13 protein-coding genes and 1 pseudogene are annotated in these 14,430 nt (G+C 37.5%); 8 read left to right on the top strand and 6 right to left on the bottom strand.

The features are described from left to right. Positions 1–20 precede the first annotated feature (20 nt). From H5092_RS17095 to H5092_RS17085, 3 genes are all read left to right on the top strand, one after another. Positions 21–533 (top strand): DUF305 domain-containing protein, encoded by a 513-nt coding sequence (locus tag H5092_RS17095; protein ID WP_010388415.1) that lies wholly within the window; start codon positions 21–23, stop codon positions 531–533. 28 nt (positions 534–561) lie between these two features. Then, positions 562–1,293, top strand: a complete 732-nt coding sequence (locus tag H5092_RS17090) for a MauE/DoxX family redox-associated membrane protein (protein ID WP_002963060.1) — start codon at positions 562–564, stop codon at positions 1,291–1,293. A gap of 566 nt (positions 1,294–1,859) precedes the next feature. Then, positions 1,860–2,267, top strand: coding sequence for an energy transducer TonB (locus H5092_RS17085; protein ID WP_024598543.1), 408 nt, complete (start codon positions 1,860–1,862; stop codon positions 2,265–2,267). 672 nt (positions 2,268–2,939) lie between these two features. Here H5092_RS17085 and H5092_RS17080 read toward each other — a convergent pair. Then, entirely contained in the window at positions 2,940–3,137 is a 198-nt protein-coding gene (locus H5092_RS17080; RefSeq protein WP_002963063.1) for a hypothetical protein, read from the bottom strand. Between the two features lie 807 nt (positions 3,138–3,944). Between H5092_RS17080 and H5092_RS17075 the strand changes: the two genes are divergently transcribed. Continuing rightward, positions 3,945–4,823, top strand: a complete 879-nt coding sequence (locus tag H5092_RS17075; RefSeq protein ID WP_002962291.1) for a hypothetical protein — start codon at positions 3,945–3,947, stop codon at positions 4,821–4,823. A 35-nt stretch (positions 4,824–4,858) separates the two neighbouring features. On the opposite strand, the gene H5092_RS17070 is transcribed toward H5092_RS17075, so the two are convergent. The 3 genes from H5092_RS17070 to H5092_RS17060 form a co-directional block, all read right to left on the bottom strand. Beyond that, entirely contained in the window at positions 4,859–5,812 is a 954-nt protein-coding gene (locus H5092_RS17070) for a replication initiation protein (protein ID WP_002962290.1), read from the bottom strand. Between the two features lie 714 nt (positions 5,813–6,526). Continuing rightward, a complete protein-coding gene (locus H5092_RS17065) occupies positions 6,527–6,811 on the bottom strand; it encodes a hypothetical protein (protein WP_002962289.1) in 285 nt (94 codons plus the stop codon). Between the two features lie 129 nt (positions 6,812–6,940). Continuing rightward, positions 6,941–7,333, bottom strand: coding sequence for a hypothetical protein (locus tag H5092_RS17060; protein WP_010558040.1), 393 nt, complete (start codon positions 7,331–7,333; stop codon positions 6,941–6,943). A gap of 567 nt (positions 7,334–7,900) precedes the next feature. Between H5092_RS17060 and H5092_RS17055 the strand changes: the two genes are divergently transcribed. Beyond that, positions 7,901–8,104 carry a hypothetical protein gene (locus tag H5092_RS17055; protein ID WP_002962287.1) on the top strand — a complete coding sequence of 68 codons (204 nt, stop codon included), beginning with the start codon at positions 7,901–7,903 and terminating at the stop codon, positions 8,102–8,104. 77 nt (positions 8,105–8,181) lie between these two features. On the opposite strand, the gene H5092_RS17050 is transcribed toward H5092_RS17055, so the two are convergent. Next, on the bottom strand, positions 8,182–9,843 hold the full coding sequence (locus tag H5092_RS17050) for a recombinase family protein (protein WP_002962286.1): 1,662 nt from the start codon (positions 9,841–9,843) through the stop codon (positions 8,182–8,184). A gap of 67 nt (positions 9,844–9,910) precedes the next feature. On the opposite strand from H5092_RS17050, the pseudogene H5092_RS17045 reads away from it, so the two are divergent. Continuing rightward, positions 9,911–10,159 (top strand): annotated as a pseudogene (locus tag H5092_RS17045) (endonuclease III); the annotation flags it as partial. A gap of 319 nt (positions 10,160–10,478) precedes the next feature. Here the strand turns inward: H5092_RS17045 and H5092_RS17040 are convergent. Continuing rightward, complete coding sequence (locus H5092_RS17040) at positions 10,479–11,081, bottom strand: glutathione S-transferase family protein (RefSeq protein WP_182734205.1); 603 nt, start codon at positions 11,079–11,081, stop codon at positions 10,479–10,481. A 136-nt stretch (positions 11,082–11,217) separates the two neighbouring features. Here H5092_RS17040 and H5092_RS17035 point away from each other — a divergent pair, with 136 nt between their 5' ends. Both H5092_RS17035 and H5092_RS17030 read left to right on the top strand, forming a co-directional pair. Then, on the top strand, positions 11,218–11,952 hold the full coding sequence (locus H5092_RS17035) for a YafY family protein (RefSeq protein ID WP_182734203.1): 735 nt from the start codon (positions 11,218–11,220) through the stop codon (positions 11,950–11,952). A gap of 392 nt (positions 11,953–12,344) precedes the next feature. Then, on the top strand, positions 12,345–14,255 hold the full coding sequence (locus H5092_RS17030; protein ID WP_033021837.1) for an aminotransferase class V-fold PLP-dependent enzyme: 1,911 nt from the start codon (positions 12,345–12,347) through the stop codon (positions 14,253–14,255). Positions 14,256–14,430: the final 175 nt, after the last annotated feature.

Raw genomic sequence — 14,430 nt, 5'->3', positions numbered from 1 at the left:
AACTTTTAAGGAGCAATACAATGTCACACTATTCAAAATTTTTTTTAATGATAGCAACATCCACAATAACCATGTTTGTATTGATGTATTTGAACACCTACCAACTTAGTCATGTTTATTTTAGTGAAACTCGTACTTATATGGCGCTTTATATGGGAGCCACGATGGCAGTGATAATGCTACTTTTCATGCTCAATATGTATAAAGATAAAAAGAAAAATATAACAGTACTCATTGCTAGTGTTGCCGTATTTGCAGGAAGTTTATTTTTAGTTCGCTCACAAGTGACTGTTGATGATAGCTCATGGATGTCGGCGATGATCCCACATCATTCAATTGCCATACTCACCAGTGACAGGGCAAAAATCAAAGATAAACGCGTTCAAAAGCTTGCTACAAATATAATTGAAGCCCAAGAGCGAGAAATAAAAGAAATGCAATGGCTCCTAAAAGATATAGAGCAAAACGGCATTGCACAAACCAATGCTCAAGCACAATTAAGAGCTGTTCCAGATTTCAATTCAAATAAATAAATAAACCGCATAACATAAGGAGTAAAGCATGAGTAAATCAGCCCAACTTTTTAGAATGGCAACAGATGAGCATATTTGTCCGTTTGGTTTAAAATCAAAAGACCTACTAGAGCGAGAGGGATATACAGTTGATGATCAGCTTTTAACTTCTCGAGAGCAAACAGATGAATTTAAAAAACAACACAGTGTAGAAACTACACCTCAAGCATTTATTGATAATAAACGTATAGGTGGCTACGACGATTTACGTGATTACTTTAATAAGCCACAAGCAGCCCAAGAAGGTACAACTTACACGCCCGTGATTGCGATTTTTTCGGTTAGTTTTTTGCTTAGTGTGGCATTTAGTTTTGCATCGGATAATAGCTTATTATCAATGCAAACCGCTGAACTGTTTGTAGCCCTAACAATGGCAGTGTTAGCAATACAAAAGCTTCAAGACTTATTTAGCTTTACTAATTCATTTATAACCTATGACTTAGTCGCTATGAAAGTAGTCAGGTACGCTTATGTTTACCCATTTTTAGAAGCATTTGTTGGCATTGGAATGATAGCCGGGTTACCAGCCTATATTATTGCCCCTATTTCATTATTCATAGGTGGGGTTGGTGCTGTTTCAGTGATAAAAGCAGTCTATATAGATAAACGAGAGTTAAAATGTGCGTGTGTAGGCGGTGACAGTAACGTACCACTAGGGTTTATCTCTCTAACAGAAAACTTATTTATGATAGCTGCCGGTATTTGGATGTTTGTTAGGTAAATAACAGCTTTAATTTAAAAATATGATGACGAGCTTATTTATAGCACGAACCAGATTCAGTAGTTGAGTCTGGTTCTGCCTGAACTTAAAATGCCATCAATTTGCTCTGGCTTCTCTAAGGTATCTTGAAGTTACAACGAGACTAAAGTTTTTTATCAATTGCATGATTTAAAAAAGCACTAGCCCTCTAATTTTATTAAATAGATCTAATCTAAATTTGATTCCAGAATTCTTTTGGCAATAAATTTTTAATCATCCTAGTGTTTAAGAATTTATAAATTTAATTAATAAATTTTGTGAAATTTTTCTAGTCCGCTTAGAGCGATAAGCGGTCGTTAGCAGTTACTTTTCAATTTCGTCAAAATATATATTGCCTGCATAGTCAAGAAAACGACCGAATCGCTCGTTTTTGTCCTGAAGTAAAAACCAGAACTACTGTATTTTGGTAGTGCTGGCAAATAGTTAAGAAGTTTGTTACAAGTGGGTAATTAAGATAAACGAGCGACGCTGTGGTAGAAGAACGTGCGATTCGCTCGCTATAAACATCCTATATGCTCTAGGAAATTATGAAATATCTAGTCAAACTTTATCTTGTTTTGCTCATGGTGGGCTGCACTTCAACTATTCAGCATGAATTACCTGGAGAAAAAATTTCAACTAGAAAGGCTGCAGATTTTAATGAAAAATCTGATGTTCCAAAGTGGGTCAGTAAGAATAAGAGCCTAATTGAATCACATTTATTTGTTTGCGAAACTTGTTTCGGTCACAAAGTGCAAGTGCATATAAATATTGATGATAATGGTTATCTAAAGTTTTCTAAAATCGTGCGTTCTACGGGCCAAAAAGAGCTAGAAAAAGAAGCGTTAAAAGCCATTAAATCTTCGGAACCGTTTGATATTTCGTACCTAAGTGAAGCAGACAAGAAAGTAGTACAAAATATAATATTTACCTTCGCCCCAGAAAAGAACACTTAACAAGTGACTAAGGTTATGAGTGTCCGCTTATGGCACTCTCCAGCCACTCGATAAAATAATAATTGATAAAGTGTTTTTCTCCGCCTGATGGCTCTTAGCTTATCCGACCTACTCTGGCACTAACTGAAAATACTCTTACTCTAAATTTAAAGTTAAGCTCTAATCAAAAAATATCAATTTTTGTGCCCTACTTTGCTTCAAATTGTAGTTATTATTCTCAATCTGTGACTCAAAATCAGCTTAAGTGATGGTACCCACAAACCCAAACCCGATATCTTATATTTCATAATTTATACGTTGATATTTGTCGAATTAAAATATTTTAACTAGCTTAAAGGCTGGCTGGTCAGTAACTTACATACATATAAAACTAAAAAGCACCCTGATTAACTCAGAGCGCTTTGCGTTTAGGACAAATAAACAAGGGTTATACAAATTTAATAAGGAGATGCTTAAGCATGACCTTCATGCTTGGGGTGTTACTTTTTCGATAATATTCGTAGTTATAGATACCTGTTATCATTCTAGTGCAAAAAAAACTTAGAGCGATAAACCAAGCGAAGTTTTCAGTGGATTGGAACTGTAAACACAATATAGCTGAGCCACTAAATGCGATAATCGAATAGGTAATTTCTATTCGATATTGGCTAAAAGCCTTTAAAATTTTGGACATTAAAAACCGTCATCAAAAGCATCAAAAGAATCATGTTCTATAGAGTCACCTATCGACTCTTCAATTTCATAAACAGTCATTACCCTGTCTGGCTGGCCCACCACATTGCCACCAACATCTACGATATTAGTACTGGCATTTGTGATAGGTAGTCCTGTTGTTGGATTAATAGCAATATCATTAGCGTCGTTTTTCATTTTTAAACCTTAATAATCATTAATTAATGCTTTCAAATTTAATGATTTCGTGATAAAAAACAAACTTGTTTGACTGCGCAGCTCAGCAACAAACAGTTTGAATAAGGCATTCACTTTTCTTCTATTTTCACTTAATTTTTTTAGTAAAAACCCTCTCCTCTTTATCTAAAAAGTTTATTAATAAGTTTAATTTGAAGGCGGCTTTTGTCTGCAAGACAGGTTTTTAGATCGCATTTTTCGGCACGAAAAACTGCAAAATAGCGCCTCAGAATGAGGCCAACAAGCGCGTAATGTGGTGTAGGCGAAGCCGTAGACACATGGAGAAAGCGCGAATGTACAGCTGGTCTGTACTGACCGCGATAGTGTTTCGCATCAGCGAAATTCGATTAAAATTTGGCACAAATTGATATCGAACCATAATTTTCGTCAGAAAATAAAAGCGAAGAAAAATGCGGATAATGGGGCACCCATCGCATTGTCTGAAGCGGCAGTATGGCGGTCAGTACAGAGCGTAGCTCGGTGCATTCGCGCTGGGTATAAAACGCTAGCGCGATAGCGCGTTGAGCCAGCTCGTTGCGGAGCAACACCAGAGCTGACGGGCGTTTTAGACCTATGGTTGAGTAGCGAAGCGACGAGGCCATCCGCTGAAAGCGGCTTTTGTTGCGATAATTATCGCGACAATCATTCCGTACATGCTGCCAGAGCATCTCGGAATGAAAAACGGCAATATAATTATAAAATGATGATAATTTTTGTGTTGCGGTGCTAGTTAATTTTAATAATTAACTCACCAAAAGGATTTTTGAATTGACTCAGCAACCATCAAAAGATTTAGAAACGAAAAACCCGCTTCATACTCACTACCCTCGCTATTTTGATATTAATATGCGGTATTATCTAGGCGAAAATAACCACCAAAAAGGGGTTAACAGAACCAAGGTCTCGGTGCTTATTGCAATTCGGTTTTCTATTGTTACACCAGGCATTGTGCGTTGGCTCTACGGCATTAATCATCGCCTCGCGTTGGAACACCTAAACAGGCTAGAAAAAGATGGTTTACTGCGTGTAGTAAAAACACACCGCAGTCCAGATGGTCGCGTCTATGTGCCTACCTATACTGCTGCCAAATTTGCCGAGGAGTTAATGGGCATCGACGTGTATTTTAGGAGTAATAAAAACCCTGCTCTGCAGTTCAACCAAAATAATGTAGCACACAACCTTATAAACGCATTTGTAATGTTGCGCGGTATACATAATTATCACAGTGATGAAACGTACGCCCCAATGTGGAGTGGATTCATTACCGAGCCTGAATTTAAACGTATTAATAACCTATCTGATGCACGAACTGTGGATGGTGCTGTGCGACTCCTAGATGGCTCTGTTGCAGCAGTTGAAATTGAGCATTCATTTAAAAATAAAACGGCACGACAGGTCATTTTACTAAAATATTTGGCCTCGTTAAAAAAAAACGATTACAGTAAGATTTTTTTATTCTCTCAATCGGTCAAAATTTTTGATGACATTAAACGACTCCACGAACAACTATTTGAGGAAATGCCGCAACGTTTTGACAAGAAGACACGAGCACCACTTCTCAGTGAGAGCGATGCTGAGCTGCTGCGTGCCTCAATAATATACCGAACTAAATTGTGCTCTGAAATTGAAAAAATGTTTTACTCGTAATGCAGTAGTATCAACATTGAGACATCATGATTATTTTATTTATTCAATTGTTTAGAGTAAAAAATCTTAGCTTCATCGTCACCAATGATTTTTGCATACGTTATACAGCGCCTTATATCTGCTTTTGCCAATCTAAAAGCGGGGTTTTCGTTTTGGTTTGATAGCTCATAATTTCCTAATCGATTGAGGTTTCCCCGAGCCCACACACCCTCAGCATGCGACCCCTTATTGACTTTAGGGCGACGAGATAGTCTTGGCCTAGCAAACTCTTCACTTTCACTAGAGCATTGAGTAAAATAGGAAAATTCAATGGCAGTAATACAGTTACCCATTTTTTTAGGCTTAAACGTTACGCGTACATCTGTGTGGGCATTAATTTTTTCAATAGCAGGTAACAGGATGCGGTTTTTAAAATCGCGCCATGCTCCATATGATTCAGATAAAAATAATTTTTGTTTCATCTCTGGCAACTGAAAATTCACAACTACCGCGCCCTGTCGTTTGTAATTTTTATAATTTCGCACCTCGTTTAGGAGTGCATACAACCGAAATGATGCTAGGCTGTTTAATTTTACTGTGTTATGAAAAAATAACCTTGTGAAATTTTTCTCTATATTAAAAATATACGGCTCGATTTCTTCTGAAAACTCAAGTGTAATGAAAGACCCTTGATTTTTCACCTTTTCGTATGAAGCGCTACTCACCCAAGGAATTGAAAGCGACTGCCCGCTATCGTCTAAAATGCTTACAGATTTATCTCTGAGTGACTCTGCGGCAGAACTCAGCTGCTCATAAACGCTGTACTTACTCAGGCCGAAACACTTGGCATATTCCGTTGGATAAATCAGAATTTTTCCTGGGTTAGACTTTTTGGAGTTTACTTTAGACAGCGCGAGATTTATTAATCGCTGCTCATTAATATCGAGCGAATAACCCGCATGTAACAGCTTATTGCCGAAAACAATTCTTGGAGAATTTTTACTACTCATTTCTCTACCTCATTTCTAGTTTATGCTGTTATGCTAACCGCGGCTCAACGAATAAAAGAAATTTCGGTAAGTTTTTTGGTAAAAAAAGTTTTATTTATTTACAGTGAAAATGGCCCCCTAAACCGTATAAATTGCCTACTCATTTCGTATAAAATGCCACAATAAACATATAAATTGCCCACCAAAACAGTAAATATTTTATTTAATTTCAATAAGATAACCCCCTCTAAAAGTATTAAAATAGAAAAAATAAAAATACAGGCACATTTGCAACTTTTATAAATTTATTAATTCATTTCTGACGGTTAAAAAATAAATTAATTATTTTTTTATTTTTTATTTTTTATTTTTTTACCCCGCCACTATCATTTGTAATAAAACTACTGAGTGAACTGACTTACTGAAATACGCAAAAGGGAGATAGACATAAATCTACCTCCCTTGTGCATTTGACCTATGGCCTTGCCAAACATGATTACAATGACCTCGCTTTTGAGGCATCGTAACGAAACCCTGTATTTGCGCAGGACCCCCTCCCAGGTTTGATACTCAGTAACTGAGTAAAATGCCCTATTAAACGCTATTGCAGTTAGGGCAACGAATCAGCAAATAATGATTCAGGCATATTTTGGGAGATATGATTAGGCTGTTATTTTGATTTTGAAAATAACCATTATGACCTCAGTTTCAATCGTTAATTTTTTCAATTAGACCCTAGGGATAAACATCATCCTCGAAGTCACACGGCAGCTCCACACGCTCTACTGGGTGGCTAATTAGGCTGTGCATGAGCTCATAAGCAAGTTTTCGCATAGCAAACTCATTTAGTGTTTTATTCGCTGTAATTTCAGGGCCAATAACCTCCCACAGCTCATCTAAATTCGCATTATCACTGCGTAATTCTAATAAGTTTATCTGGTGGTCATTAGCGGTGATTACTCGGCTAAATGAGTGTAATAAATTTAAAAAATCCAATGTTGATACGTATGTATGTTTCATTTTTTCACTATCCTTGTGTGTTTTGTTATCAAAATCGATAACGTATTAGTAAATAAAATCAGGCATGGGTATTTAAAACGGTTTACGAAAAATATTTTTAAAAAAGCGAACAAATGTTCGCTTAGGGGGTTATGCATTGTCGATAATATCGACCCAATCACTTTCTGTTGCTGCAAAAAATGTAGTTGGCGTTTGCATAAATATTTGCTGGAACTCTTCAGAGAACAGCTCACAAAACTGTGTTATTTGCTCTATGTAGATAAGTAAAAAAAGCGTCATGTCGTGCCCTTCTAAATACCTATTCTCAAAACTTGGATTTTTTTCCAACATACTATTTGAAATACTAATGCCAAGTATTTTTCCAACGCTATCTCTATGTAAATAGATGTAATTATTGAAATTTAACTCTAATGTTTGTTCATTAACTACATCTGCTAACAATAAAATTGTAGAGCAGTCATCCCACGGAGATCTACTGGCTCGAACGTATTGGCGAATAAATTGAGATTTAATATTTTTCATGATTTGTCCTCGTTAATTGTCCTGAAATTAACTAGGGCCATGCAATGGGTAAAAGTGAAGAATTGCGTTTTGTTGGTTTAATTTGCAAAAATAATAAAAATCATTAATGTTGGAATATCACTGTACAACCTTGAGGATGAATAATATGGCGGAATATATTTGGTTATTACCTGCGACCGTATTAACAATAGTTTTAGTCGTGGTTATTAAAAAGTCCAGAAAGTAAACCTATATTTTAAGTGCTTAGACAATTCAGCGTGAAGAGTAACTTGAGCCTACCTATCAGTAATAAGTATTGAACAATTAATAAACCAACTTCAATAATTTCCTGATAAATATACAAAACACATTACTTAATTCTCTATTTATCTAAAAAATTTTTTGTGTTTTTCTCTGAATTTTAATCAAGATGCAATCTAACTCCCCATTTAGCGGAGGGATTCAGAAAAATATCCAAAACATCCCTAAATTTTGAAAAATTTTGAAAATAGTTATCATAGTACTGTTAGTTTGATTAATTAAGCCTTCAAGCTAACCAATTCTTTTATTAATAACTTAAAGGTTTCTATGCAAATTATTTCTTCTAATAATAATGGACTGCAAATGCAAAAAGGATATGCGCTAGCGATAATAACCAATAAAGGTAAGATTATTCAGTCAGGTATGGTTGTTGAGTTAATGGTCTTTGAAGCAATGCTAGATCATATTATTAAAACCTTTTGTGCCAGGTTTACAAGTATTGATCCTAATTATTTTAAAGAACCTAAATAACTAAGCCCTTCAACTAAATAATATTGAATATGGCCTGTTGCAAGGGTAAACTTGCGTCAGGCCACTTCGTAATTACGTCAAAAGTCATAACCACTAACTAGCTCACCAGTATGTTTATGCAGACGCAACAAACGCTTCTTATCATTATGAAATTCCAGTAAAAGCTCAAAGTAGTCAGCATTTGAGGCACCTAATAGGTGCTCAAAAACATTATTGAGGCCACCTTTATCGCCGCTAAATGTATTTAGCTGTAAACTGATGCTTTTAAAAGTATCTTTAACTAGCTGGCGAATAGCTAAACGTTCGTCATTGGAAAGTTTTACAAGGTTTTTAGTAAGCGATAACCAGCGGTCTGTTACTTCATCACGAAAAGAGTGGTCAATTTTAGCAAGCTTGTTTTTACTGGTATCTATTTGGGTTTGAATGTCACGCGCTTGTGTTTCAAGGGCTGATATTTTATTAGCTATCGCCTGTGGTGGCGTGCCCTCAAGTATTAAAAGCGTTTCTGTAAGTGAGTTTATATCGTCATTAATTTTTTCAAGCTGCGCAACCAGTGCTGATTCTTCAGTATTAATTAATTCGCGGTCGCTGCCCCCTAGCAATATACGTTGCAGGTTTACTTTATCCTGGCAAAACTTAACAACAGCACTTTCAACCATTTCAATTTGCACTGTAGAACTCATTGTACAGTTATTATTGCGCCTAGCTTCAACACAACCATAGCGCTTATGGCTACTTTTTACTTCATCAATACACTTTTTACGATAAACAACATGCGAACCGACCGATTTACCACAACAACCACATTTAAATACACCAACGCCCGATAAAATCCCCACAAACTTTTGTGTGTGTTTCGTAGCACCTCGTTTAGATGAATCTGCGACTAAAAAATCAAACTCAACTTTACTCATTAATGGCGGGTAATAACCTTCAAGAACGTAATCAGCATCGCCTACTTTTACATTCAGCTCACCAATTAACGAACGGCGCTTTACCTCTTTATAAACATTAGCCCCAGTGTGGTGAACAGTACCCGCACCAAACTCTGCATTAATAAGCTCAGCTATTTTTATACCGCCGTGCCCTTTTTTAAATAATTCAAGCTTACGCAGCATAATAGCTTTATTGTGCGGATCGAAGTCGAATAACTTTTTATCATCATTCCACACTACCCAGCTAGGCGGCTTACCACACTTAACCCTAAAACCACGTTTGCCGGCTAACCAATCATCACATTGCTTAGTCAACGCAGAACGAACCCGCAGAGATTTAGTTTCACTTTCCTCATTGGCCCGTATCAACACCAGGATAATATAAACCAAATCCATCGGATTCTTTTTAATGGTTTCTTTATTATACTCTTTACGGTCAGCCGCCGTGATCACCGTAATATCAGCATTAATAATTTGTGCAATAATGCCCTGACTTTCAAGCGGCGCAGCACGAGAAATGCGGTCCAAACTTTCAAGCACTAAAATAGAACCCGCCGGTACCTTACCCTGCTCTACCGCCGCTAAAAATATACCCAAAGCGCCCCGGGTAATATTGGTTTTATGAAACGCACTTAACCCCATATCACGCATTGATAATGAGTCATCAAGCTCAAGCCCTTTTTCCTTAGCAACCTCTTTAGCAAAACTAAGCTGCCGATTTAAAGACTGCCCCTTAGCCTGTTCGATTGTAGAAAAGCGTATATAACTATAGAGTAATGGTTTTAAAGTAGTATGCTTATTCATGTTTTTGATTCACCTCTGTTGTTATATACAGTGTAAATCAATACAATATAAGTATCTACTATTATTATCCTTTTGCTGGCCTGTAATAGCCGTAGATACACATATATTTCGTGTATCTAACCGTACAAAGCTTGCTATGGGTAAAGATGTTGTCGCAGTAGAACAAAAGCTTGAAAAGGTTGTACCAAAAGAATTTAAAGTAGACGTGCATCATTGGCTGATTCTTCACGGACGTTACACCTGCGTAGCACGTAAACCCAAGTGTGGCAGCTGTATTGTTGAAGACTTGTGTGAATTTAAAGATAAAACAGAGTAACTACAGGCAGCCTTGAGCGATGAGCGGTCAGTCGAGCCATCTCAATCTTAAAGTATCTTTGAACAGATAGCTCTAGATATGACGATGGCTGATTTTAATATATAGCGAACATCTTACGCGCATACTTCAAGCTTTAATCTCTTCGGGTTTAATTCCCCGCCGCTTGCGGCGTAAAGGTTTTTGACCTCATGCTAATTAAGATACCCCTCTTCGCGAAGCGAGTTTGAACCTAAGCGAAAAGCCTTGGCGCGGGGTAGTTCATTGCGCCAAGGTTCTCCTCTCCCATCGAAACATAATAATTACTTATACAGAGACGCGACTATGACATCGGTTCATCGAAATACTTATGAGTTTCTTTATATGCAGGTCTCTGTTGGATTCTAGAAATATATGCAGCTACCTTAGGTGATGGGGCAAGCATTCCAAAAGTAACCGCAGAATCTAGCAGTCCGCCGAAAACGATGTCTGCTGCTGTAAACTCATCTCCTAAAGCCCAACCACTTTGGGGAGTCATCGCTTCGATAGTCGCTACTACTCGCGTTTTATCACCCCACCCAGCTGTTGCTGAATTAGGATGCTCGATGTTTGAAGCCGCCAAGGTTAATGCCGGCTCAATGGTATTTCCAGCAATGAATAGGTATCGATAATATTTCGCTCTTTGATTAGACCCAATAGCAGGGGCGAGCTTCTTATCCAAATATTTATCAGAAAGATACGCACATATCGCAGCTGTTTCTGTAATAACGCTTTCGCCATCTACCAGTGTTGGCAATTTACCCATTGGATTGATAGTTTGCAGATCGCGCAATTCAGGTGAATCTTCAGAAAAATTAATATTGATTTGTTCATGTTGTACGTCTAGCTCTTTTAACATCCAATCAGTTGTAACTGATCTGCTCATTGAATTGTAATAGTGCTTCATCTTGTAATGTTCCTTTCTGTATAAGTTCAATTGTCAAAATACGGGTGAAATTGGTTAAGTGCTTCTAAAAAGTTTAGACTCTAGCCACTGATCTGAAGTATATTTATAAATATGTCACTTACTGGCACATTAAATTATGGCGAAGACAAATTTTAAAGATCGTGTTGCAAGGCGAAGTCGTTTGCTTGGGATGCTTCGTTCTGAACAACATTGGACAACATCTGATTTACGAGAACACTTAGATGTTAGTCAACGAACCTTGATGCGCGAGTTGGCAAGCTTAAAAGAAGAGGGATACCCAATCGAGTCAGATAGAGGTCGGGGAGGAGGTGTTCGTTTAGCAGGTCGATGGGGTATTGAGCGGCTAATGTTAAGCCATAAGGAGGTGATTGAATTATTACTGGCGCTCTCAATTGTTGAATCACTAAATTTACCCTTCATGACAAACAATTTGGAAGTAATCAAGCAGAAGTTATATCAAGCATTTCCTGCAAATCAGCGTTCTAGAGTAAGCAGAATTCGAAAACGGATATTTGTAAGCACACATGTTAGGAGCACTGCACCGTATCAATCATCAGATGATCACATTGATATATCACAGACTATATGTGAATCCTTTCTGGAGCAACGTTGTTTAAATATTAATTATATTTCGGAAAACAAGAGATGCTCTTCGAGAACTATAGAGTCTCATTATCTTATGCTCGCTTGGCCTGTTTGGTACATTGTTGCTTGGGATCACCTTAGAAATGCACCTAGAATCTTTCGTATAGATAGGATAAAAAATGCTGAAATAGCATCAAAGAGTTTTAAACTTCGACCGGAATTAATTGCGAACGACCCCTATGCCCATCATTTCTCATCAATTTAATCTGTTTTAATGTATTAAGTAAATATCTGCTATTGGCACTCTCCAGCCACTCGACAACATAAAATGCTGATAATAATTGGTAAGGTATTTTACTGTGTCGGATGGCGTTTCGCTTATTCGACCTACACTGGCACAAAACTGCCCATCAAATAAGTATGATTTTTATACTTTAGTGGTATAAAACTTAAAGGGAGGTATATTGTCGTTGATAATAATCAAAATCTTTATGCTTACGATGCAAACAGAAAACACATGAATTTCATTGCGCCTCTTATTTGTAGTAGCCAATGAAATAGAATAATTATTAGAACATTATCAAAGTATTAATTTCACAAGTTACACTCCTTTGGTTATGCTAGTGAGCATTATAAAATTATATTGCGAAACCCTCTATGCTACCTCTACTTCGTATCTTGATAATTGAGCAAGACCCAGCCACTTTACAAGGGCTTTCAACGAACCTATCAAAGACCATTCCTAACTTTGAGCGAGACGATATTCATATCGATATTATTGAATGCCTCGAGCTTAAACACGCGCTGGAATGTGTAGAGGAAGATGGTGATATTCAAGCCGTGGTTCTAAGCTGGGATATGCACAACAAAGTGGGTGAGCGGATGTATAGCCGCTTTATCGAGGATTTAAAGGCAATTCGTCTTGAGTTACCGGTTTATGTTATTGGCGACGACACTAAAGGGCTGGAAATCGTTAACGAATCAGAAGAAATCGAATCATTCTTTTTTAAAGATGAAGTGATTTCTGACCCAGAAGCTATTTTAGGCTATATGATCAACGATTTTGACGACCGCTCTGAAACGCCATTTTGGACGGCGTATCGTCGTTACGTTGGTGAAGCAAACGACTCTTGGCATACACCGGGTCATAGTGGGGGTTCTAGCTTTAGAAACTCACCTTACATTAAAGATTTTTATCAGTTTTACGGCCGCAATGTATTTGTTGGCGACCTGTCGGTTTCGGTAGACTCGCTAGGTTCATTATCAGACAGCACTAATACTATTGGTCGCGCCCAAGAATCAGCCGCGGCGACGTTTGAAGTTAAACACACCTACTTTGTTACAAATGGTTCATCCACCTCAAATAAAATCATCTTGCAGACACTGCTGCGCAAGGGAGATAAAGTAATTGTCGACCGTAATTGCCATAAGTCAGTACACTATGGCATCTTGCAATCAGCCAGTTACCCTATTTATTTGGCGAGTATCTTAAACCCAAAATATGGCATTTTCGCGCCACCATCGTTGGCCGACATCAAGTTAGCAATTGAAAACAATACTGATGCTAAATTACTAGTGCTTACCGGTTGTACTTACGATGGCTTACTTAGCGACCTAAAACAAGTCGTAGATTATGCTCATCAATATGGTATTAAGGTATTTATAGATGAAGCTTGGTTTGCATACTCTTTGTTTCATCCTAGCTTTCGTCATTATTCTGCGATACATGCAGGGGCTGACTACATTACGCATTCGGCGCATAAAGTAGTATCGGCGTTTTCTCAAGCGTCTTATATTCATATTAACGACCCCGATTTTGATGCCGATTTCTTTCGAGAGATTTATAGTATCTACGCTAGTACATCGCCTAAATATCAGCTTATTGCATCGCTTGACGTGTGCCAAAAGCAATTAGAGATGGAAGGCTATAAGCTGCTCAATGCGCTGCTAAATCATGTTGAGGAGTTTAAACAACAGATGGCCTCGCTTAAGCAAATTAAAGTATTAGCTAAGCAAGACTTTATGGAAATATTCCCGCATTTTAGTGGTGATAATATGGGCCACGACCCATTAAAGATCCTTATTGATATTAGTGAGCTACCTTACTCATTAAAAGATATTCATAAATATCTACTGGATGAAATTGGGCTAGAGATAGAAAAATACACACACAGCACCATTTTGGTTTTACTGACGCTTGGCGGCACACGCTCAAAAATAATTCGTTTGTACAATGCATTGAAAAAGCTAGACAGCGGTAAAGTAAAACTATCGAAATCGACGCGTAGAGCTCGCTTACCTGAAAATTTACCAGCCATAGACTTGGCGTGTATTCCAAGCGATGCTTTTTATGGCGACCGCGAATCTGTGCCTATTAGCAAAAGTAACAACCGTATTTGTGCAGGTTTAGTTACTCCATACCCACCGGGCATTCCGCTTTTAGTCCCAGGCCAGCATATCACTGATGATCATGTTGAATATTTGCAAGAGTTGGCAAGCCAAGGACTGACGATACAAGGCAGTTTCGATGGTGAAATTTATGTTCTTAAGGGTAAGGTTAAGAAGTAACGGTATTGGTTTAATACTATCTCGATAATAATACCAACCTGCTTATATACGGGGTCTATTTAACGTTAAGAAAATTACGCTAGAACTAGGCAAAAATTTTTGTATCTAGTTGTTCTAAATAAAAAATTTTTAACGACGTTATAGTGCAATTTAATTCGTTAAATTGATCAAAGAT

The sequence above is a fragment of the Pseudoalteromonas sp. SR41-7 genome (genome assembly GCF_014163935.1).
GTDB classification, from domain to species: domain Bacteria; phylum Pseudomonadota; class Gammaproteobacteria; order Enterobacterales; family Alteromonadaceae; genus Pseudoalteromonas; species Pseudoalteromonas distincta.
The sequence above is the reverse complement of the archived record's forward strand: the minus strand, read 5'-3'. Positions and strand labels throughout refer to the sequence as shown.

Excerpts from the sequence above, each read along its gene's own strand:
- H5092_RS17095 (WP_010388415.1), top strand. The coding sequence starts at position 21 with ATGTCACACTATTCAAAATTTTTTTTAATGATAGCAACATCCACAATA.
- H5092_RS17090 (WP_002963060.1), top strand. The coding sequence starts at position 562 with ATGAGTAAATCAGCCCAACTTTTTAGAATGGCAACAGATGAGCATATT.
- H5092_RS17085 (WP_024598543.1), top strand. The coding sequence starts at position 1,860 with ATGAAATATCTAGTCAAACTTTATCTTGTTTTGCTCATGGTGGGCTGC.
- H5092_RS17080 (WP_002963063.1), bottom strand. The coding sequence starts at position 3,137 with ATGAAAAACGACGCTAATGATATTGCTATTAATCCAACAACAGGACTA.
- H5092_RS17070 (WP_002962290.1), bottom strand. The coding sequence starts at position 5,812 with ATGAGTAGTAAAAATTCTCCAAGAATTGTTTTCGGCAATAAGCTGTTA.
- H5092_RS17065 (WP_002962289.1), bottom strand. The coding sequence starts at position 6,811 with ATGAAACATACATACGTATCAACATTGGATTTTTTAAATTTATTACAC.
- H5092_RS17060 (WP_010558040.1), bottom strand. The coding sequence starts at position 7,333 with ATGAAAAATATTAAATCTCAATTTATTCGCCAATACGTTCGAGCCAGT.
- H5092_RS17055 (WP_002962287.1), top strand. The coding sequence starts at position 7,901 with ATGCAAATTATTTCTTCTAATAATAATGGACTGCAAATGCAAAAAGGA.
- H5092_RS17050 (WP_002962286.1), bottom strand. The coding sequence starts at position 9,843 with ATGAATAAGCATACTACTTTAAAACCATTACTCTATAGTTATATACGC.
- H5092_RS17040 (WP_182734205.1), bottom strand. The coding sequence starts at position 11,081 with ATGAAGCACTATTACAATTCAATGAGCAGATCAGTTACAACTGATTGG.
- H5092_RS17035 (WP_182734203.1), top strand. The coding sequence starts at position 11,218 with ATGGCGAAGACAAATTTTAAAGATCGTGTTGCAAGGCGAAGTCGTTTG.
- H5092_RS17030 (WP_033021837.1), top strand. The coding sequence starts at position 12,345 with ATGCTACCTCTACTTCGTATCTTGATAATTGAGCAAGACCCAGCCACT.